The 19,932-nt window shown below is 70.0% G+C and carries 22 protein-coding genes and 1 pseudogene; 9 read left to right on the forward strand and 14 right to left on the reverse strand.

Features of this window, described 5'->3' with window-relative positions:
* Positions 1 to 40: 40 nt before the first annotated feature.
* The 3 genes from ACZ7LV_RS03635 to ACZ7LV_RS03645 all read left to right on the forward strand — a co-directional run bounded on the left by ACZ7LV_RS03635 (position 41) and on the right by ACZ7LV_RS03645 (position 1,671).
* The gene (locus ACZ7LV_RS03635; RefSeq protein WP_471935285.1) at positions 41 to 478 is read left to right on the forward strand and encodes a MarR family winged helix-turn-helix transcriptional regulator; all 438 of its coding nucleotides are present in this window, start codon (positions 41 to 43) and stop codon (positions 476 to 478) included.
* Positions 479 to 619: 141 nt separating this feature from the next.
* Positions 620 to 967, forward strand: coding sequence for an ArsR/SmtB family transcription factor (locus ACZ7LV_RS03640; protein WP_471935287.1), 348 nt, complete (start codon positions 620 to 622; stop codon positions 965 to 967).
* 209 nt (positions 968 to 1,176) lie between these two features.
* Positions 1,177 to 1,671 (forward strand): cupin domain-containing protein, encoded by a 495-nt coding sequence (locus ACZ7LV_RS03645; RefSeq protein WP_471935288.1) that lies wholly within the window; start codon positions 1,177 to 1,179, stop codon positions 1,669 to 1,671.
* A gap of 23 nt (positions 1,672 to 1,694) precedes the next feature.
* Here ACZ7LV_RS03645 and ACZ7LV_RS03650 read toward each other — a convergent pair whose 3' ends face one another.
* Positions 1,695 to 2,681: an aldo/keto reductase gene (locus ACZ7LV_RS03650; RefSeq protein ID WP_471935290.1), complete on the reverse strand. Its 987-nt coding sequence runs from the start codon at positions 2,679 to 2,681 to the stop codon at positions 1,695 to 1,697.
* A gap of 470 nt (positions 2,682 to 3,151) precedes the next feature.
* Between ACZ7LV_RS03650 and ACZ7LV_RS03655 the strand changes: the two genes are divergently transcribed.
* On the forward strand, positions 3,152 to 5,620 hold the full coding sequence (locus tag ACZ7LV_RS03655; RefSeq protein WP_471935292.1) for a SpoIIE family protein phosphatase: 2,469 nt from the start codon (positions 3,152 to 3,154) through the stop codon (positions 5,618 to 5,620).
* 107 nt (positions 5,621 to 5,727) lie between these two features.
* Here the strand turns inward: ACZ7LV_RS03655 and ACZ7LV_RS03660 are convergent, their stop codons facing one another.
* Positions 5,728 to 6,519: an SDR family NAD(P)-dependent oxidoreductase gene (locus tag ACZ7LV_RS03660; protein WP_471935294.1), complete on the reverse strand. Its 792-nt coding sequence runs from the start codon at positions 6,517 to 6,519 to the stop codon at positions 5,728 to 5,730.
* An 87-nt stretch (positions 6,520 to 6,606) separates the two neighbouring features.
* On the opposite strand from ACZ7LV_RS03660, the gene ACZ7LV_RS03665 reads away from it, so the two are divergent.
* Together ACZ7LV_RS03665 and ACZ7LV_RS03670 are read left to right on the forward strand one after the other, a co-directional pair.
* Positions 6,607 to 7,458, forward strand: a complete 852-nt coding sequence (locus ACZ7LV_RS03665; RefSeq protein ID WP_471935295.1) for a helix-turn-helix transcriptional regulator — start codon at positions 6,607 to 6,609, stop codon at positions 7,456 to 7,458.
* Between the two features lie 19 nt (positions 7,459 to 7,477).
* Positions 7,478 to 7,792: a hypothetical protein gene (locus ACZ7LV_RS03670; protein WP_471935297.1), complete on the forward strand. Its 315-nt coding sequence runs from the start codon at positions 7,478 to 7,480 to the stop codon at positions 7,790 to 7,792.
* Here ACZ7LV_RS03670 and ACZ7LV_RS03675 read toward each other — a convergent pair.
* Positions 7,770 to 8,144 (reverse strand): peptidase inhibitor family I36 protein, encoded by a 375-nt coding sequence (locus tag ACZ7LV_RS03675; RefSeq protein WP_471935299.1) that lies wholly within the window; start codon positions 8,142 to 8,144, stop codon positions 7,770 to 7,772. The two genes, ACZ7LV_RS03670 and ACZ7LV_RS03675, sit on opposite strands and share 23 nt — an antisense overlap.
* Positions 8,145 to 8,330: 186 nt before the next feature.
* Entirely contained in the window at positions 8,331 to 8,636 is a 306-nt protein-coding gene (locus ACZ7LV_RS03680) for a DUF6355 family natural product biosynthesis protein (protein WP_471935301.1), read from the reverse strand.
* Between the two features lie 292 nt (positions 8,637 to 8,928).
* Here ACZ7LV_RS03680 and ACZ7LV_RS03685 point away from each other — a divergent pair, with 292 nt between their 5' ends.
* A complete protein-coding gene (locus tag ACZ7LV_RS03685; protein WP_471935303.1) occupies positions 8,929 to 9,885 on the forward strand; it encodes a LysR family transcriptional regulator in 957 nt (318 codons plus the stop codon).
* A gap of 931 nt (positions 9,886 to 10,816) precedes the next feature.
* Here the strand turns inward: ACZ7LV_RS03685 and ACZ7LV_RS03690 are convergent.
* From ACZ7LV_RS03690 to ACZ7LV_RS03700, 3 genes and pseudogenes are all read right to left on the reverse strand, one after another.
* Positions 10,817 to 10,966, reverse strand: a complete 150-nt coding sequence (locus tag ACZ7LV_RS03690; protein ID WP_471936152.1) for a hypothetical protein — start codon at positions 10,964 to 10,966, stop codon at positions 10,817 to 10,819.
* Between the two features lie 6 nt (positions 10,967 to 10,972).
* Positions 10,973 to 11,736: pseudogene (locus ACZ7LV_RS03695) on the reverse strand (ADP-ribosylglycohydrolase family protein); the annotation flags it as partial.
* 325 nt (positions 11,737 to 12,061) lie between these two features.
* Positions 12,062 to 12,568, reverse strand: coding sequence for a hypothetical protein (locus ACZ7LV_RS03700; protein ID WP_471935306.1), 507 nt, complete (start codon positions 12,566 to 12,568; stop codon positions 12,062 to 12,064).
* Between the two features lie 181 nt (positions 12,569 to 12,749).
* Between ACZ7LV_RS03700 and ACZ7LV_RS03705 the strand changes: the two genes are divergently transcribed.
* Together ACZ7LV_RS03705 and ACZ7LV_RS03710 are read left to right on the forward strand one after the other, a co-directional pair.
* Positions 12,750 to 12,989 carry a hypothetical protein gene (locus ACZ7LV_RS03705; RefSeq protein WP_471935308.1) on the forward strand — a complete coding sequence of 80 codons (240 nt, stop codon included), beginning with the start codon at positions 12,750 to 12,752 and terminating at the stop codon, positions 12,987 to 12,989.
* Complete coding sequence (locus ACZ7LV_RS03710) at positions 12,989 to 13,366, forward strand: fic family toxin-antitoxin system, toxin component (RefSeq protein ID WP_471935310.1); 378 nt, start codon at positions 12,989 to 12,991, stop codon at positions 13,364 to 13,366. The genes ACZ7LV_RS03705 and ACZ7LV_RS03710 overlap by 1 nt, the downstream gene beginning before the upstream one ends.
* A gap of 122 nt (positions 13,367 to 13,488) precedes the next feature.
* On the opposite strand, the gene ACZ7LV_RS03715 is transcribed toward ACZ7LV_RS03710, so the two are convergent.
* From ACZ7LV_RS03715 to ACZ7LV_RS03745, 7 genes are all read right to left on the reverse strand, one after another.
* Positions 13,489 to 14,487 (reverse strand): nucleotidyl transferase AbiEii/AbiGii toxin family protein, encoded by a 999-nt coding sequence (locus tag ACZ7LV_RS03715; RefSeq protein WP_471935313.1) that lies wholly within the window; start codon positions 14,485 to 14,487, stop codon positions 13,489 to 13,491.
* Positions 14,484 to 15,107, reverse strand: coding sequence for a hypothetical protein (locus tag ACZ7LV_RS03720; RefSeq protein ID WP_471935317.1), 624 nt, complete (start codon positions 15,105 to 15,107; stop codon positions 14,484 to 14,486). Before ACZ7LV_RS03720 ends, ACZ7LV_RS03715 begins: the two co-directional genes overlap by 4 nt.
* Before the next feature lie 272 nt (positions 15,108 to 15,379).
* Positions 15,380 to 16,378 (reverse strand): type I glyceraldehyde-3-phosphate dehydrogenase, encoded by a 999-nt coding sequence (gene gap, locus ACZ7LV_RS03725; protein ID WP_471935319.1) that lies wholly within the window; start codon positions 16,376 to 16,378, stop codon positions 15,380 to 15,382.
* Positions 16,379 to 16,491: 113 nt separating this feature from the next.
* The gene (locus tag ACZ7LV_RS03730) at positions 16,492 to 17,448 is read right to left on the reverse strand and encodes a GlxA family transcriptional regulator (RefSeq protein WP_471935321.1); all 957 of its coding nucleotides are present in this window, start codon (positions 17,446 to 17,448) and stop codon (positions 16,492 to 16,494) included.
* Between the two features lie 342 nt (positions 17,449 to 17,790).
* The gene (locus tag ACZ7LV_RS03735; protein ID WP_471935323.1) at positions 17,791 to 17,997 is read right to left on the reverse strand and encodes a hypothetical protein; all 207 of its coding nucleotides are present in this window, start codon (positions 17,995 to 17,997) and stop codon (positions 17,791 to 17,793) included.
* Positions 17,998 to 18,719: 722 nt separating this feature from the next.
* Positions 18,720 to 18,941, reverse strand: coding sequence for a hypothetical protein (locus ACZ7LV_RS03740; protein ID WP_471935325.1), 222 nt, complete (start codon positions 18,939 to 18,941; stop codon positions 18,720 to 18,722).
* A 31-nt stretch (positions 18,942 to 18,972) separates the two neighbouring features.
* Positions 18,973 to 19,734 carry a maleylpyruvate isomerase family mycothiol-dependent enzyme gene (locus ACZ7LV_RS03745; protein WP_471935327.1) on the reverse strand — a complete coding sequence of 254 codons (762 nt, stop codon included), beginning with the start codon at positions 19,732 to 19,734 and terminating at the stop codon, positions 18,973 to 18,975.
* Positions 19,735 to 19,932: the final 198 nt, after the last annotated feature.

The following is a 19,932-nucleotide window of genomic DNA, read 5'->3' on the forward strand; positions in this document are numbered from 1 at the left end:
CCCGCGGCGCCGGCGATTCCCGCCGCCCCCGGAGGGAGCAATGAACGAAACCACGACTGCGAACCAGCGCTGGAGCACCTTCGACAGCCTTCACCGCGATGTCTCGTCGCGCATCGACCGGCGCGTGCACGACGAACTCGGGATCAGCATGCGCGAGTACCGTGCCCTGACCGCGCTGAAGGAGCACGACCCCTTGTGCGGCCCCCAGGTACGGACCGTGTCCGTGGCGACAGGTCTCAGCGCGTCGGCCACGAGTCGGCTCCTCGGCCGTCTGCACCGGCGCGGTCTCATCACCGTCCACACGAGCAGCCAGGACCGCCGCATCCTCGGAGTCGCCCTGACCTCGCAGGCCGACGGACTGATGAGCCGGGGCAGTTCCGTCGTGGAGAGGGTCACGGCCGCCGCCCTCGCCGAACTGAACCCTGCCGAGATCAACCCGCTCCTGCTCCTCTTCCTCCAGCCGTCCCGACGGCCGTGACTCCACCCCTGTCGACACAAGGTGTGGCTGACGACATCTGCGATGTCACACACCTTTGTGATCCGGCGCGGTTGAAAGCTCCTCCGGTGGCCTCGTCGGACCATGTTCGATTCGCACCGAACGAGCGCTAGACTTGGCACCATGCCCGATCACTCGCTTCCCACCGACCGTGAGATCGAGTTGCCACGGTTGCTGGGGGCGCTCAGTGATCCGACGCGACTGGGGATCGTCCGCCTGCTGTCCGACGGCCATGAACGCGGGTGGGGCCAGTTGTGCGCCCCGGTCGCCAAGTCCACCATGAGCCATCACCTCAAGGTGCTGCGTGAGGCGGGGGTGACTCAGACCCGCCAGGAAGGCACGCGATGCTACGTGACGCTGCGCCGGGACGCCGTTGAGGCCCGTTTCCCGGGCCTGCTCTCGGCGCTGCTGTCCGCGACCGTCGCCGACAACGTCGGAGAGCACGTCACCGAACGCGACTCGGTGGCCTGAGCCGCCAGTGATCGGGGGAGGCACCCCGGGGCCCCCGCCCCAAGCGCCGCGAAGTGCCGTGCCTTGGGCAGCCTGATCGGCATGGCTTTCGAGGGTGTGCGTGTCCGCTGTCACAACGAACGGCGCCGACCTGTCACGTGTAGGAGTGGGCTGCCGGGCCGGCAGCCCACTCAGCCCTCGATGAGGTCGCGTCAGGAAAGGAACCAGCGATGTCGTATCCCTACCCGGAACAGCGGTACTGGGGAGAGGAAGGCGAAGTCAGCGCCGTCTTCCGCCCGGCCACCACCCCGCCTGACATCGGGGAGAGCGGTACCGGGCAGAACGCCACCCACTATCTGGCCACCACCGAGACCACGAGGGGCGAGTTCGGGCTGTACCGCGTGGAGATGAAGCCGAGGGCGGGCGGTCCGAAGACGCACTTCCACAAGCGCATCTCGGAGTCGTTCTACATCCTGGACGGCACGGTGCGTGTCTTCGACGGCGTGCAGTGGGTGGATGCCCGCAAGGGCGACTTCCTGCACGTGCCGCAGGGCGGCCTGCACGCCTTCCGGAACGACTCCGACGCCCCGGCGGACATGCTGCTGCTGTTCACGCCGGGCGCGCCGCGAGAGGAGTACTTCGAGCAGGTGGGACAGCTGGCGAACGCATCGGAGGAGGAACGAGCCGCGTTCTTCGACAAGCACGACTCGTACTTCGTGGAGTAGTCGCCGCGAAGGAGGGGACGCGGTCAGCGGTTGGTGGAGGCGAGTTGCTGCGGCGTGTAGCGGGCACCGTGCACGGTGTCGGGCCGGACAGCCGCGTCCAGGGAGGCGAGGTCCTCCGCCGTCAGCACCAGGTCGGCCGCGGCCGCGTTCTCCGCGAGGTAGGTGCGACGCTTGGTGCCCGGGATGGGCACCGCCTGCTGCGCGGCCACCCAGGCGAGCGCCACCTGCGCCGGGGTGGCGCCACGGCGTTCGGCCACGACCCGGACGTGCTCGACGAGTTCCAGGTTGGCGGCGATGTTCTCCGGGGAGAACCGGGGGAGTCCGCGGCGGGAGTCGCCTGGTTCCAGGTCGTCCACGCTGCGAATGGCACCCGAGAGGAATCCCCGGCCGATGGGGGAGTAGGCCACCAGGCCGATGCCCAGCTCGTCCAGGGTCTGCTTGATTCCGGACTCGAGAAGGTCCCTGCTGAACAGCGACATCTCGGACTGCACGGCGGTGAGCGGGTGCACGGCGTGCGCCCGGCGGATGGTGTCGGCGGACACCTCGCACAGGCCGATGTGGCGGACCTTCCCCGCCGTGACCAGCTCCGCCATGCCGCCGATCGTCTCTTCCACCGGGGTGTCCGGGTCGAGGCGGTGCATGTAGTAGAGGTCGATGCGGTCGGTGTCGAGGTGGCGCAGGGACCGTTCGACGGCGCGGCGGATGTGTTCCGGGCGGCCGTCCAAGGGGCCGGGCTGACCGTCGTCCGTGAAGTCGAGACCGAACTTCGTCGCCAGCAGGATCTCGTCACGCCGGTGCCCCAGGGCCCGGCCCAGCAGGCGCTCGTTCGCGAAGGGGCCGTAGGACTCGGCCGTGTCGAACAGGGTGATGCCGAGGTCCGCGGCATGGTTGAGCGTGGCCATGGACTCCTTCTCGTCGTCACTCGCGCCGTACGCCCCGCTCATGCCCATCGCGCCGAAGCCCTGTGCCGACACGGTCAGCCCCTGACCGCCCAGTCGAACCGTTCTCATCTGCTGACTTCCCATCTCGCTTGGTCACGCGCCCGGGCGCCGCACGCCCGCGAGGGGCTGCTGACCCGGATCACTGCACTGTACACACACCATGCGTGTTGTGCCGGAGTCGCCACATGACACCGTGTTTTCTCCGCAAGGCGGGACGGGACGCGGTGATACACCGGCGGCGGCCGCGCATGGACGACCGCCGCCTGCCCGGTGAGCACGTAGCGTCCCCGCGGCGGCACAGCATGAAGCGGCGGGACTGATTGCATCCGGCGAACCAGCGGGCCCCGAAGGGGCAGGAGAGGGCCGTCAGTACCCCGGCCCTTCGCCGTCCTCGGCACCCACTGTGTCGCACCATCGCCGAGGGCGGCGCCACCCGCGCCCCTCGGTGCTCCTCCGGCCTGCCGATCCCCTGGCAAGAGGTAAATTGATGCCTATGCCCTATATCGTCGACGGCTGAGCCACCCGGGGGCGATGGTCCGATGACCAAAGCCACGATCACTGCCGGTCGAGTGGCATTCGACAGGCAGATACGCACATCGGACATATCCGACACCGCCTTCGCGCTGCTCGATGAGCGGGGAACGGTCGTGGCGTGGACGCGAGCCGCTGAGCACCTGGTGGAGTACGCCGCCGGGGAGGTGGTCGGCCGGTCCGCCGCACTCTTCCTGCCGTGCTTCGGGACAGCACAGACGATGCCGGCGTACGTCGAGCGGTGTCGTGCCCGCAACGGCTGGTCCGGCGTGCCCGCGGTGCGCCACCGGGACGGCCGCATACTCGATGCCGGTCTGCGGCTCTCGTTGGTGCGGGGGTCGGACGAGTCGGTGCGGTGGCTCGTGTCCGCGACCGACATCGCCGTGAGGTCCGGAGGCGTGGCGAACGTCCTGGTGCAGGGGGCGATCCTCGACCGCGCGCCGGTCGGCGTCGTCGTGCGCGACCTGCACCTGCGGTGCACCTGGGTGAACGACACCATGGAGAGCCACGACGGCATCTCCCGGGACCAGCGGCTCGGATGTCGGGTCACCGACGCGTGGTCCGGCGTCGAGGCCGAGACCATCGAGGCGGTCATGCGGCAAGTGCTCCAGGGCGGCAGCACCAGGGTGCACGAATACCGGACCTGGCTGCCGACGAGGAGGGGAGAGGAACGACCGTGTGCCGTATCGATCTCCTGTCTCCAGGGCGCCGACGGCCGAGCGCTCGGCGTATGCATGATCAGCGCCGACCTCACCGAGAGCCGGCTGGAGCGTGAGCGACTGGACATCCTCGGACAGGCGGGAACGCGCCTGGGCAGCACTCTGGATGTTCTGCAGACCGGACAGGAACTGGCCGATCTCGCCGTGCCGCAGTTCGCCGACTACGTCTCCGTGGACGTGGAGCAGTCGGTCCAGTCCGGCGAGGGGCCCCCGGTGCGCATCGGGTCGATCGGCGAGCGCCTCCCCGTTCTGCGGCGGGCCGGCGTGGCCTCGATCCATCCAGGGGTGCCGGAGTCTCCGTGGAAGCGCGGTGAGCGGATACTCCTGCCGCACACCTCTCCCGTCGCCGATGTCCTGCGCAGTGGCCAGTCCCGTCTGGAAGCGAAGGTCGACACCGCCCCGGGCGGGTGGATCGACCAGTCGCCCGCACTGGCGCAGCGGATCCGCGAGAACGGCATACATTCCGTGATGGTCGTTCCCGTCCAGGCACGGCGCGTCCTGCTGGGCATGGCGGTGTTCATCCGTACCGAGAATCCGATGCCCTTCCAGGAGGCCGACCTGCTGCTGGCCGAGGAACTCGTCAGCCGCGCCGCGGGGTCGTTGGACCAGGCCCGCCAGTACTGCCGCGAGCAGGCCGCCGCCCTTGCGCTGCAGCGCAGTCTGCTCCCGCACCGGCTGCGGGGCGGCGCGGCGGTCGACGCCGTCTCGCGTTACCTGCCCGCCGAGATCGACAGGGGCGTAGGGGGCGACTGGTTCGACGTGATCCCGCTGTCCGGCGCCCGGGTGGCCCTCGTGGTCGGCGACGTGGTCGGACACGGTATCAACGCCGCCGCGGCGATGGGCAGGCTCCGCACCGCCGTCCACACCCTCGCGGACATGGAGCTGCCCCCCGACGAACTCCTGGCTCGCCTCGACGACACCGTCCAGCGACTGGCGGACGCGGACGCCGAGGCGCCGGACGAGTACACACCGGTGATGGGCGCCACCTGTCTGTACGCCGTCTACGATCCGGCCACCTGCCGGTGCACCATGGCCGCCGCCGGTCACCCCCCGCCGGCGATCATCGACCCGCACGGCAAGGTGTCCTTCCCCGACCTTCCCACCGGTGTTCCGCTCGGCATCGGAGCGGGAGCCCCCTTCGAGTCCATGGAGGTGGAGCTGCCCGAGGGCACCCTCGTCGCCCTCTACACCGACGGCTTGATCGAGACCCGCGACCACGACATCGAGCACGGCATGCGCAGCCTGGGCACCGCCCTCACGCCCACGGACCTGTCGCTGGACGAGCTCTGCACCCGCGCGACGGAACTGGTCCGGGATCAGGAGGCGTCCGACGACGCCAGCCTGCTCCTGATCCGCACCCGCTCCCTGAGCCCGGCCCAGGTCGCCACCTGGAACCTGCCCCGTGGCGACGCCGCCGTCGACCGTGCCCAGGAACTCACCGCCGACCAACTGTCCGCATGGGGCCTGGAGGGCTCCAAGGACGCCATCGAACTGATCGTCAGCGAACTGGTCACCAACGCCGATCGCCCAGGCGACGGCTCGATCCGCCTTCGCCTGATCCAGCACCAGGTCCTGACCGTCGAGGTGAGCGACGCCGACGTCGCCACCCCGCTACCAAGCGACGGCCGCTCCGACGAAGGACACGGCCCCGGACTGGCCGGGGTCGCACGGATCTCCCGGAGATGGGGTAGCCGCCCGTCACGGGACGGGAAAGTCCTGTGGGCCGAGACGGACCTCACCCGCACCTCCGGTCGCTGACCGAACCCGGCACCGGGAAGGCCCGGTCGCGTCCCGGGCGGCACGATTCCCGATGCCATTCATGTACATGGCGGCGAAGGCGTGGCCGCGACCCGCGGACGCCCCGTTCAGGCTCCGGCGCCGCCGTCGACCGGCACGATGGCGCCGGTCACGAACGAGGCGCGGTCGCTGAGCAGCCACGCCGCCACCTCGGCGATCTCGCGAGGGTGGGCCATGCGGCCGAGCGGGGTCGCGGCGCTGATGGCCTCCACGGTCCCCGGGGTCGCCGCCTCCCACTCGTCGATCATGTCCGTGGCGGTGCCGCCGGGCGTGATGCCGTTGACGCGGATGCCCTCACGGCCCCAGGTCACGGCCGCGGTCTCCGTGATGCTGTTGAGCGCGCGCTTCATGGCGCCGTACGCCGGCAGCGCGGGGTTCGCGTGGCGGCTGCCGATGCTGGAGGTGTTGACGATCGCTCCGCCTCCGCCCCGTCGCATGAGGGCCGCCTCGGCGGTCATGGCGGTCCAGTGCGCGCGGAAGTTGACGCCGAACTGACTGTCGATGTCCTCGTCGCTGGTGGCATCGAGCGGACCGGGCCGCTGGATGGCGGCCCCGTTGTTGAACGCGCCGTCGAGCCGACCGTGCAGTTCCTCGACACGGTCCACCGCCGCGCGAATGCTCCCACGATCGGCGAGGTCCAGCGGGACGGCGTCGGCGACGCCGCCGTCGGCGCGGATCTCCTTCACGACGCGTTCGAGGGCGTCGATGCCGCGGGCGCCGAGCACGACGGCGGCGCCCTCGGAGGCGAAGAGCCGGGCCGCGGCGGCCCCTATCCCGCGGCTGGCGCCGGTGATGAAGAGGACCTTGCCGGTGAGCAGGCCCACGGGTGAGCTGCCGGTGTGGTGCGTGTTGTTCGTCATGGCCCCCAGCGTCCGGCCGGCCCCGGACCGGATACAGGCACAGGCTGTACCAGGATCCGCTCGCCGTGCCGCGCGCACACTGGGCGTATGGACAGACAGGAAGTCGGGGCGTTCCTCCGCAGCCGCCGCGAGCGGCTCCGCCCGCAGGACGTCGGCCTCCCCTCGGGCCCGCGACGCCGGACACCCGGTCTTCGCCGCGAGGAAGTGGCGGTCCTCGCCCACATTTCCACGGAGTACTACATCCGGCTGGAGCAGGGCAGGGCGCCACGGCCGTCGGGCGACGTCCTGGCGGCGATCGCGGGCGCGCTGAGGCTCACCGACGCCGAGTCGGACCACCTCCACGTACTGGCGGGGACCGCGCGCAACCGCACCGCACTGCACCGGCGCGACGTCCGGCCCAGCATCCTCGCGCTCCTGGAGAGGTTGCCGCAGACGGCTGCCTTCGTCATCTCGGCCGCGTACGAAGTCCTCGCCTGGAACGACCTCGCCGCCGCGCTCATGGAGGACTTCACCCCCCTGACCCCCAAGGAACGCAACCTCGCACGCCGGGCCTTCCCGGGGCCCCGGTCCACCGATGCGACCTTGTACGGGGTCTCCGACGCCGCCGAGTTCCGGTTGAGCGTCGTGATGCAACTGCGCGCCACCCTCGCCCGCTATCCCGCGGATCCCGAGGTGACCGGCCTCGTCGACGAACTCCTCGACTCCAGCGTCGATTTCGCCGGGCTCTGGGAACGCCACGACGTACAGCCCGTGCCGATGCTCACGAAGACCTTCCATCACCCGGCCGTCGGGGAGGTGACCGTCGACTGCGACACGCTCACCCTCACGGACCGTGACCAACACCTCGTGCTGTACACGGCGCCGCCCGGGTCGTCCGGCGCGGAGGCCCTGGACCTGCTGAACGTCCTGGGAACGGAGGCCAGTCGGTACCCGCGGTAGCGACACGGCCGGCGAGCCCGTGCACGTCACGTTCCTGTGGGAGGGGCGGGAAGAGGCGGAACGCGCGGTGCTCGTGCCCGCGGCCACGCTGGCGCTCTGGGAGCACTGGGCCCCCGACGCCTACCGGACGAGGGCCGCCGGGACGGAGTACCGGGCAACGGCGGAGCAGGGCGCACGGCGGCGGTGGCTGGAGGAGCAGGCCCGCAAGGTCCGGCAAGGCTTCATGGATCCGCGACAGAGGGCGGCGTTCGAGGAGTTTCTGGGCCCGGCAGGCGTCACTCGACGAGCAGTGACGCCTGCCGGACCGCGCGTCAGCACTCCCCGCGCCACGTGACTCCCGTGATCACGACGCCCGGGGCGACATCGCCGCTGTAGGTGCCGGGGCCGGGGTTGTAGTGGACACAGAACTTGTTCTCCAGCCCCTGCCAGTCGTAGTGGATGTCGACGTGGTCCGAGCCGGGGGACGGGTAGCCGTTGTTGAAGAACGACTGGTAATACGCCCTTCCGCTCCAGTTCCCCGCGGTCCGCACCACCATGGGGCCCGTGCGTTCCGGGCCCTGCCAGGCACAGAAGTAGCCGCGGGGGCAGCCCGGCGGGTCAGGTTCGGCCGAAGCGCCGGGCGCGGAGGCGAAGACCGCCGCGAAAGCGGCGGAGATGGCGGCGATAGTCGCGGTACGAACGCGCATGACAGGTCCTCGATACCTCTTGCGATGGTCGGTGGTGGTCGTACTGCGCGGCCGGGGGAGACGGGCGGCCTTCGGCCGGCCGGCCCGCCTCCCCGGTACGCACGTGCGGCGATGCGGCGGGCACCGCCGTGTTCCCCGCCGTGTCATGGGGGCGGTGCCGACCGCCTGGGCGGACAGTCGGTGCTGTCAGCAGTCCCCGACGTAGTGGGCGTAGTCGATGTCGTCGGTGCTGCCGAGGTTGGTCTCACCCGGTCCGACGCATTGGTAGCGCTCGGTGGTGGTCCAGTCCAGATCGATCTCGATGATGACGCGATTGGAACCGCAGTGGCCGTAGTAGGCGGTGTTCCCCGCCTCGTAGTAGCCGCATGCCATGGCGGAGACGTCTCCCGCGGGCGCGGCCTGGGCGGTCGTGGTGAGCGCCGTGCCGGCCAGGGCCGCGGCGCTGAAGACGGCCGCGGCGACACGCAGCGGGCGGCTGACTTTCTTACCCATGTGACTCCTTGACGACTGGTCCAACGGAACGATGTGCCGCCGGTGATGCTCTTCTCCTGTGGCGGGCGCCGGTCTGGAGACCGGGGCACGGGGTGACGGAGGACCACGTGCGACAGGCGACATGCCCGGCAGGCCGTGCCTGTTGCCGTGGTGCGGGACATCGGGAGGACATCGCCCGTTGTCCACCGGTTCCTCCGGCGTTTCGGGCGACATCAGAAGGATGCAGGAGGGCGCCATGGTTGTCAGCGGGTTCGATCATGGAGAATCCTCGCGATGCGATAAGGAGCACCTTATGGCGCCAGGCAGGGGGGCCGGTGTGAGGGTCGCGGGCGACGCGGAACCGAGCGTTCACCAGTTGCGGCTGTTTCTGACGCTGGGTGAGGAGCTGCACTTCGGCCGCGCCGCGGCACGCGTGTTCATCTCCCAGTCCGCTCTCAGCCAGCAGATCCGTGACCTGGAGAAGCGGCTGCAGGTACAGCTCTTCCGCCGCTCCAGTCGCACGGTCGAACTCACCACGGCCGGAGCGGCGTTGCTGCCCGAGGCCCGGAAAGCCGTCGCGGGCATCGACCGGCTCCGCCGTGTCGCCGGCGCGCAGTCCCGCCAGCTCTCCGCCAGGCTCACGGTCGGGACCATCGGGGCCGAGGCCGCCATGCCGCACACGCGGGCCGTCCTGCGGATCCTGAAGCAGCGCCACCCCGGGACGGAGATCCAGGTGGTCACCCTCAACTTCGTCGACCACATGGATGCCCTCTTCCGCCAGGAGGTCGACGTGGTCTTCCTGCGCCCGCCCGTGCCCGACGGTATCGAGACCCATCAACTGGCCTCCGAACCACGAGTGGCCTGCCTGTCCGCCGACGACCCCCTGGCAGCGCTGCCGCAGATCGCGCTGGAGCAGCTCGCCGACCGTGCCGTGGTGGGCATGCCGGAGCGATTACCAGGAGTGTGGCGGGACTTCTGGGCGGTGGACCCCCGCCCCGACGGCAGCCCCGTGAAGTACGGGCCGGTCGTCCCCGACATGGAGGCGCTGCTGCACACCGTGGCCGCCGGGGAGGCCATGTGCTTCCTGCCCACCGCCGCCAGGGACTTCTTCCCCCGCCCCGGCGTCCGGTACGTGGACGTCACCGGACTGGTCCCCTCCGCCTCGTCGTTGGCCTGGCTCGCCGCCCGCCGCAACGCGCCCACGATCACCGCGGCCCGCTACGCCGCCCGCACGTACTCGCAACGCCCTGGTTCCGGGACGGTGAACTGAAAGGTCATCCCTCGCCGGAGTCGGCGAGCAGATGGCTTGGCCCGGCGTCCGAGAACAGGGGTACCGGCATCTGGATGAGGTTGCCCGGACCTACGGGGAGGGCGGCTACCGAGGCGTGGTGTTGCCGTGCGTCTGCCCGGACCGTAGTTTCTCCGTGACTGATCGTTGGCGGGAGAGGGCGGTTCACGGGGTGACTGATGTGCCGGTGCTTGAGACAGCGTCCCCGCCGTGGCCAGGGCACATCACCGCCGTAGCGACGCGTACGTCCGAGTCTGCGGACGACCCGGCGTCGGGACAACTGCACCCGCGGCGTACAGCGCACCGCACCGGGTACGCGCTGTGCAGGGTGGGCTGATACCTGTGGCAAAGCCGAAGGTCCGCATCCGTGCCGCGGCAGGCTGGGCACTGCTCCTGATGGCGGCCGCGGCCTGCACGTCTTCGCAGGACACGGCTTCAGAGGAACACAGGCCCCGTTCAGCGACAGCGGTGGCTTCCCAGAAGCCGATCCCATCAGGGGCGCGGACAGCCAGTCCGGTGACACCACCATCGCTGGACAACCCCGGCGAGATCCGCGCCGGGCAATCCACCGTCACCAGCGGCAGTGGGAGCTTGCGGTACGCAAGCGGACGAGTGGGCAAGCCGTTGATCGTCGGGGTGAGTTGTTCGGGCGGAGCCAAGCTCACCGTTCGGCTCCCTGTGATGAAGGTGTCGTTCGACGTGGAGTGTTCCGCGGTGGAGCCTTCTGTCACGTACAACCAGTTCGCGCTCGGGGCCGCCGACAGGGCCGGCACCGTTTCTGTGACGGCAGCCCCGACCGTGACGTGGGCTGTGACCGTCGGCAGGGGCGAACCTGTCCCGGAGGACACGGCGAGCTGAGAAGAAGCAACTTCACACGATTTCCCACCGGAAAGGTGATTGCGCGCTGGCCTGGTCAGCCGCTGAGGCGGTGTGCCAGGTGGATCAGATCTGCCAGATGCAGCACACGCCCGTCGAATCCCGGGAGGGGAACGTGGAGCGGCTGCGTCCAGCGGGCGGGGATGGCGTCCAGGCCGTAGTAGGCACCCGCGAGCCCTCCGGTCACCGCCGCGACGGTGTCCGTGTCACCGCCGAGGTCGATGGCCGCGCGTAGGGCGTCTTCGAAACTCGTCGTGGTGCGCAGGGCCCAGACAGCGGATCCGAGGCAGGGCCAGACCGCACCGTTGAACTCTGTCGCCTGATCGGGGTGCCAGTCGGTCGCGAGGACTGTGGCGTAGCGGCCGCGGTGTTCGGGGTGGACAAGAGCCAAGATGCCCGGGAGTGCCGCGAGCGGGTGCCCTCGCACGTGAGGCGGATGAGTTCGTGGAAGATCGCGGTGCCTTCCCAGGCCGCGCGGTCGCCGTGGGTGAGAGCGGCGATGTGGCGGGCCGCGTCCATGGTGGCCGCCTGGCCGGCCGCCGCGAAGTGGACCGCGGAGGTCGATGCCCGCATCAAGGAGCCGTTCCCTGCTGCTCGTTGGTTGACCTGGAAATGGACCCCGGCGGCGAGATCCCAGGGCATACCGTTGGTCAGGACATCTTCGGTCTGCAAACCGATGTCCTTCGGTTCCGATGCTGCCCAGCGCTGGAAGCGGGCGAAGATGTCCGGCAGATCCACTCCGCCCCGCTCCAGCAGGGACTCCGCGACGAGTACCGCCATCTGCGTGTCGTCAGTGGCCTCACCGGGATCCCAGCCACCGCCTCCGCTCATTTCGGCTCCGCCAGGGGCGGGAAACCGCGCGGTGAACGCCCCTTGGGGACCGAACTCGAAGGGACCGCCCAGGGCGTCACCCACCGCTGAGCCGACGACCACGCCGGCGGCCCGCTGCATGCGCATCACCCCAGCAGGCTACCTTCGCCGCTCCGTAGGGCTCCGTCCTCGTATCGGAGCCGGTATCCGTCACGTCCGACGGATACCCGCGCCGGCGTGCGTGAGCGCGTACAAGCGCGCCGGCAGGGCCTCCTGGCACTGCTCGGTTCGGTTCGCACCTCCGAGCTACGGCCGCGAGGCCCTGCCTTCATGCGCCGCCCCCACGGGCCAGCCAACTCCGCTGATCGGTGGACCGGTTGTGGTCCAGCTCCCAGCTAAGAGGCTTGCCGGCAGGTCCTCTTCCCGCGCATTGGTGAGTTTCGCTGATACGCGCGGGTGTCCTGGCGACGGCCTACCACCATGGAGTGCAGATGGCGTCGGTGGATTCTGAGGGGCTGTACAGGATCGCGCAGACCTGGAAAGCCCGGCTCGACGAGCTACTGGTCGGATAGGCCGGGGTCGTGATCCTGGTGCCGGCCGACCGCACCTCGAACGGGCCGCATGTGACGGACGACGCGTGGTTGTCGTTGGTGACATGCATCCAGACGCTGGCCCTGACGCCGGGCCCCCAGTCGCCGCCTCCTCCGGTGCTCAGGACGCCCCAGCCCATCTGTCTGCCGCCGACGTGGCCTGCCTGCATCGCCCACGAGGCGACGGCATGGGGATTGCTGATCACCAGCGCTCCCGCCCCCGCCACACCCTGGCCGCTGAGACTGTCGGGGATGTCGGTGAAACCGTTGGCCCCTCCCGTGCAGTCGGACGGCGCCGCCTGAGCCGCACCGGAGGAACCGGCCAAGAGCCCCGCCCCGAGTACGAACGCGGCCGTTCCCACGCCGAAGATCCGGCGGATACCGTACATGTCTTCTCCCTGGTCGAAAAGCTGACGGCTCCCGCAGACAGGCCCTTCGCCGTCATGCCGGAACCTTCGTCATGTCGTCACGACGGTGTCGGACGACTCTCTGTATGAGCGCGGGCGCTGGCCGGCGAACGCGATTCGGAGGTACCAGCCGACCCGGGGTAACGGCTGTTACCATGCTGCTATGAGGAAGACACAGCTCGGGGCGCGCGTGGACGAGGACGTGGCGGAGCTCGCCAAGAAGCGGGCCGCTGACCTGGGTCTGAGCATCGGGGACTACCTGGCCAGGCTGGTCCAGGACGATGCCAGCGGCTTGCGTGCCCGATCCGTGGAGGCCGCGGCCCGATTCCTGGCCGAGCACCAAGCGGTCTTCGACGAGGCCGAGGAAGCCCAGCGAGCGACCGGGGGAGCGCGCGCCGCCTGATGGAACTGCACATCGACGTTCCCTGGATCCTGCAGGTGGCCGAGGCCGCCGGCGCCGATGATCCAGCCCCGGACGACTACGGCGTCCCCATTTCGGCAGTCGCCCGCCACCGGGCGGAGCTGTTCGGCGACCCGGTCTACGACGGCACCTACGCGAGAGCTGCCGCGCTGGTGCACACGTTGGGCCGGTGCCGATGGCTGGAGCGCTCCAACATGGCTGTCGCGGCGGCCACCGGCGTGATGTACCTCGACGCCGCCGGGATCGCCGTCAAGCCCGCCCGTGAGGATGCCGTCGCCCTCAAGGACCTTCTCCTGAGCCCCGCCTGCACCGCGGCCGAGATCGCCGCTCTGTTGCGGACTTGGCCCACTGCGACGTGAGACCCGGGACGTCACCGGCCGGGAGGCCCCGGCGACGGCCCCACGAGCTCACCGAGCTCACCGAGCTCACCGAGCTCACCGAGCTCATCGCGACAGGAGTACGGCCGCCCCGTGCATGAAGATCAGTTGGCGTCCTCAGCAAACGTCGGCGTCACGGCCCGTACCAGCCGGTCCGCATACTCCCGCTCGGCGTCGCGGAATTGCGGATACTCGGTGACGAAGTGGTTCCACTCCACATAGCCCACCGCCTCCGTCACGTCCTCGAGGAGAACTCTCTCGCGGTACGGATAAGGCCACTCGCCCGACAGCCGGAACACCTCGTGCAGCAACTCGTAGCGCAGCGCGTGCCGTTCCGCCAGGAGCACCGCGTCGTACAGGTCCTTGCCCTGGGCGTGCACGTCGTTGATCAGCCACATCAGCTTCCAGGCCAGGGACACTTCCGGCGTGGCCGCCTGCACGAGCGTGCCACCCGGCAGCTCGGTCGGCTCGGGCTCCTCGGCGAGGCGCTCGTTGAAGACGAAGTCGAGCTGGACGTGGCCGCCGGGCAGTCCGGGCGAACCCCATGGCAGCACCATGCGGCGGCCCGGTACCCGGTCGTAGGTCCAGATGTCCTCCACCACCGCGCCCCGCGCCGAGATCCCGACGTCGCGTCCCCGGGTGTCGGCCAGCGCCTGCGCCGCATCGGCGATTCCGCGCAACATCAAGTCCGTGCGGCCGTCGTCGATCCGCCAAGTATGCGGAACGACGACGAAGTCAAGGTCACCGGGCTCCCGGGCGACATCCGGGAACCACACCGACATCAGTATGCTGCCACGCAGCATCAGCGCGTCGACCCACCGCGACGCGGCGATCGCGTCCAGCACGAGGTGCAGGGCCTGGCGCCGGGCCGCCCGCCACGCCTCACCCCGCGCCGGATCGCCGAACCGCGGGTCGGTCGCACGATATGCGTTCTGGTGATGCTTCAGCGACGGGTCGAAGACGGGACGCTGGACCACATCGTCCCCTGGCACCCACTGCAGCGTCCTCGGCAGGTCCGCCGCCCTGCGGGTGGCTTCGTCCAGCGGCTCCCGGGGCAGCTGGGTGCTTCGCCAGCCGAACCCGTCCCACGCCGTACCGCTCATGTTCGTACCCCCACGGGCTCCTCGATCCAGCCGGCGTCCACGGACAGGTCACTGTCGTGCAGCACGAACTCCCGCTCCACGTCCAGCACGGTCAACCCGCCCAACGCCGTCAACAGTCCGTCCAGGGCCAGCCCCGCTCCGTCGGTGGTCACCCCGCGGCAGCGCTGTGTCACGAACCGCTCGTGCCGCGCCCCGTCCCGCACGCGCCGGGCGTTCCACGAGAGGTGGGCACCATGCGGCACGACACGCGCGGCGAGCCTGGCCAGATCCGTGTCCGCGTCCAGGAGCAGCTTCACATGGTGCTCGAAATAGCGCTCGTCCCCCTCCATGAGCCGCGCCGGCACCTCGGGAGCCCACGGTGTGGACTCGGTCTTCACCCGCACCGGCTCGAAGCCGTCCCACCGCAGCCTCCCTACGACGTCCTGCACCCGCGCGGCCTGCTCGGCGTACGACGAGGACCCGGACAGCGTCAGCATCGGCTGCTCGCGCATCCGGCCGCGAGCCAGCACGATGTGTGTCAGCTTCAGGTCGCAGACGGCGGCCCAACGCTCCAACCGCGCCTGCTCGTCGGGGTCGGCGCAGCGGATCGTCACATGCGATTCGTACAAGGAAGCGGACACCTACGGATCGTGCCAGACCACCGCCGTACACGGCATCCGCGTTTTCCGCGGCGGTAGCCAGGAACAAACCCTCCGGCACGTCAGAATCGACGAGACCACTCACACCCCCTCGTCGGACACCACGCCGCACTCCGGAGCGCACGTCTTCGAGGATCTCCTGCTGCGGTCTCTCCGCGAGCTGCTGAACGAGGACCTCGTCGAAAGGTGCGCCCGTTTCGGCTGCGAAAGTGGAGGCCGGAGTGGTCGCGGCTGCGGACCACCCCGGCGTCCGGTCAGCGGGAGGCGAGCAGCTCGAGCGTGTCGATCACGCGGTTCGAGAAGCCCCACTCGTTGTCGTACCAGGCGACCACCTTCACGTGTCGGCCTTCGACGCGGGTGAGGGCCGAGTCGAAGATCGAAGAGGCGGGGTTGCCCGTGATGTCGGAGGACACGAGCGGGTCCTCGGAGTATTCGAGGACGCCGGCTAGCGGCCCGTCCGCCGCGGCGCGGTACGCCGCCAGCACGTCGTCGCGCGTCACGTCGCGGGCGACGGTCGTGTTGAGCTCGACGATCGAGCCCACGGGCACCGGAACGCGGATCGAGTCGCCCGACAGCTTGCCGTCGAGGTTCGGCAACACCAGGCCGATCGCCTTCGCGGCGCCAGTGGTGGTCGGCACGATGTTGACACCGGCGGCTCGGGCGCGACGGGCGTCGCGGTGCGGACCGTCCTGCAGGTTCTGCTCCTGCGTGTAGGCGTGCACCGTCGTCATGAACCCGTGCTCGATACCGGCGAGGTCGTCCAGCACCTTGGCCAGCGGCGCGAGCGCGTTGGTGGTGCAGGAGGCGTTCGAGACGATCGTGTGGACGGCCGGGTCGTAGGCGTCCGAATTGACCCCGAATGCGAGCGTGACGTCGGCGCCTTCCGACGGCGCGCTGACGAGTACCTTGCGTGCGCCCGCGTCGAGGTGGGCCTGGGCGGCCTTGGCCGAGGTGAAGCGGCCGGTGGCTTCCAGAACGATGTCGACTCCGAGCGCGGCCCACGGCAGCTGGGCCGGTTCGCGCTCGGCCAGCACGGTGATCCGACGGCCGTCGACCACGAGCGCGTCCCCGTCGACGGTCACCGGGCGCCCGAGCCGGCCGGCGGTGCTGTCGTAGGCGAGCAGCCGGGCGAGCGTGGCGGGCTCCGTCAGGTCGTTGACGGCGACGATCTCGAGAGAGCTGTCACGCTCCAGCAGCGCGCGCAGCACATTGCGTCCGATGCGGCCGAATCCGTTGATGGCGATGCGAGTCATAAGTGATGTCCCTTCCCTTCCCGACAAGGCTCGCCCGCGACTGGCGCCACCGACAGTGGCCGGATCGCCATGGTTCAAAAGGATCCCGCCACCCCCGGCGCGTGCCGGCCGGCCTACTCGCCCCGGGTGAAGGTGCGCCGGTACTCGCTCGGCGTGGTGCCGAGGATGCGCTGGAAGTGCAGGCGCAGGTTGGCGCCGGTGCCGAGCCCGACATCAGCGGCGATCTGCTCGACGCTGCGCTGCGAACGTTCGAGCAGTTCGCGGGCCAGGTCGATGCGGGCGCGCATGACCCATTGCATCGGCGTGTAGCCGGTCTCCTCGACGAAGCGACGGGAGAACGTGCGCGGTGAGACCCCCGCCTGCCGCGCCAGGACGTCGAGGGTGAGGGGCTCGCCGAGGCGGTGCAGCACCCACGCGCGGGTGGCGGCGTACCGCTCCCCGAGCGGCTCGGGAACGCTGCGGGGCACGTACTGGGCCTGGCCGCCGCTACGGTACGGTGCCGCCACCAGACGCCGGGCGGCGTGGTTGGACGCGGCCACGCCGAGGTCGCCGCGCAGGATGTGCAGGCACAGGTCGATGCCGGATGCGGCGCCGGCCGAGGTGAGCACGCTGCCCTCGTCGACGAACAGCACGTTCTCGTCCACCCGGACGAGCGGATACCTGGCCGCCAGTGCCCGCGTGTAGTGCCAGTGAGTCGTCGCGCGCCTGCCGTCGAGCAGGCCCGTGGCGGCGAGTGCGAACGCACCGGTGGAGATGGCCGCGAGCCGCGCGCCCCGGTCGTGGGCGGCGATCAGCGCGTCGACGACGGCCTGCGGCGGATCGTCACGGTCCGGGAACCGGTACCCGGGGACGAAGACGATGTCGGCCCACGCGAGCGCGTCGAGGCCGTGGGCGACGGAGTACGCGAGACCGTCGCCGCCGGTCACGAGACCGGGTGCCGCTCCGCACACCCGCACCTCGTACGGCATGCTCGCCCGGGTGGTGAAGACCTGCGCGGGAATTCCGACGTCGAGCGGTTTCGCCCCTTCGAGGACGAGGACGGCTACGCGATGGAGGCGTGGTGCGGGCACAGCAAGAGGTTACGTCCGGCATGCCGTCGCTACGCGCGCAGCGCACGGACCGCAGCGCACGGACCTCTCGCTCGCCTCCACCTGATCCGACACGGAACATGCGCCAAAGGGGCCCAGGCGACAGCAACGCCGGGCACATGGCGCTGTCCCAGGGGCTCACTCAGTGCCCCTTGGCGGCCGCCGTACCGGACGTGTATCTGATCGGAGCGTCCGCCTGGCCGGGACCGGGGGTGAGCGGCGCGTCGGGCCGAACGGTGGCCAACCTGATCCTCGCTGCCGACAGTCGTCGCTGACCGAGACACCTGCTCCGGTGTTGACCTGATCGCGAAGCGGCATGCGTGGTCACCCCTGCCGATCTCTCGCGACCCGTTCCTGCCGCGGCACGGTGATCTCCAGGGTGTCGGCACTGGGAGCCGTCCACGTGCGGGCCCACGTATGTACGGGCCGCAGGATGTACGTCCCGGTCTTCACGTCGGTGATGATGCCTTCTTGATCCGCGCTGGAGTCGTACACCTGGTCGCCGACCCATGGGGACTGCTCTTCGGTCATTGAGCCTCCAACTCGCTGCACGGGGTGCCCTTGGCAGGGAGGAGACCCACCAGAAGCTCCTGCTCGTCGCGTGATACGCCGGGTGCCGGAGGTTGCCCCCTGTCTCCTTCAGCGCCCGGACCTCCGCAGGATGGGATTCGCCGCCCATGGCCCCATTGGATGCACCACACGAGAAATCGGCCTTGTGTGGTGAACTCCTGGGGCGGCGGGCTCGATACACGTGCTCGCACGCGACCGGCCACGGTCGCCGCCCCTACGAGCATCTAGGTCGCAGCCGGGCGGGCGGTGGCGCGACCACCGGCAGGTGATCGACGCGATGGCGTGGAAGTTCCAGACCGGCTCGCAGTGGGTGCACCTGCCGTACGGGTAAGGCTCGTTGAAGGGCGCCTGCACCCGGCAGCGGATCTGGGGGATCGGCGGCAGTTGGGAACGGGTCTGCACCGCCCTGCGCGTGCGCAAGGGGATCGGTCGGCCGCGCACACTCCCGTCGTGGTCCTGGCCAACTCGTCCAAGGCGGTCCGAGAGCAATTGCCAACGAGCGGAATTCGGGCGGTCGCTCCTCAGCCCGCCGACCGGACCGCCAACCGCAAGGCACTGTGGCTGCATCAACCACCTCAAGACCCGGCGCGGCCTGGCCACTCGCTACGAGAAGACTGTCACCGTCTTCCAGGCGGGACTCAACTGGTCGGCCAGCGGATCCGAGTGAGGCCATCTGAGGAGCGTCAGTTCCACGGTTCCCGGTAGGGGTCTTCGCCCAGCAGCTTTGCTGCGGCCACACAAAGGTCTTCGCCGAAGAGCTGGTTGCTGCCCCATTCGGATCCCCACAGGTCGGACGCGGCCTGGGCCACAGCGCGCCAGGAGTAGTCCCCATCACATCGCCACGTGCGGATCTGAGCAGCCATCTCCAGCGTCATCGTTGCCGGGTCAACAGCGTTGTGTGTCACCCCAGCGACCCTAGGGGGCGGTATGGGCCGCCTACTCCTCGGGCTCCCAGGCGATCAGCTGCTCGAACACCTGCTGGCCGCCCGTGATCTTCAGGTCGTTCAGCGTGAGGCGGCCCCAGACGAAGAGGAGCAGTTGCTCGGCCGTGCCCGTGGCCGAAGCGGAGGCGGGTGCGGCGTCGTCCGTGAGGGGTGCGGGCCAGGCGCCGCTGCCGTCCAGCACGAGGAGCCAGGAGCGGCCCTCGGTGGCGTGGTAGTGGATGGTGGCGGCCTCGTGCGGCCAGGCCGCCGGGGTGGAGTTGCAGGTGTCGAGAAACTCGGCCACGCCGTCGATCGCGACGTCCGTCGGCATCGGCTGCACGGCGCCTGCGGCGAGTTGGGCGTCGTAGGTGTGCACCAGCACCTCGTGCACCCGGCGCCGGGCAACGCCCCAGGCATTCGCCGGAGACACGCCGGCGCGCCACCACGCCCAGCACTCGCGCTTCGGGCCGGCCTCGCGCAGCGCACTCAGCAGCAGCTCGTTCGATTCGGCGTACCAGGCCAGCAGCGCTTCGAGCTCGCGCGGTGCCGCCGCGGCATCCTTGGCCGGCGGAGCCTCGGCCGGGCCCGCGGCGACGATCGCGGCCCACCAGCGCTGGCCCGTACCCAGGTGCTGGACCAGATCGAACAACGTCCACTCAGGGCAGGACGGCACCGGCGCGTCAAGGCTGGGCGCGGCGGCCACCGCACTCCGGAACGCGGCGGACCGCTCGTCGATCAGTCGCAGCAGGGCGGAATACTCAAGACCTTCTGTCACATCGCTTGGCTATCACCCCAGCTCGGCCGACCGCACCCTATTTTTCTTGGGCGTCAACCGGGGGAGTTCGGAACGGTCCTCCGTGGATGGTGACGGGTGCCCAGACTCGGGCCCGACTCCAGCGCGCGGAAGCCGTGCCGGGGCACGAAGGGCCCCGCGTAATGCGGTTGAGGGTGATGCGGATCATCGATGAAAATC

The sequence above is a fragment of the Streptomyces sp. NPDC107562 genome (assembly GCF_055657325.1).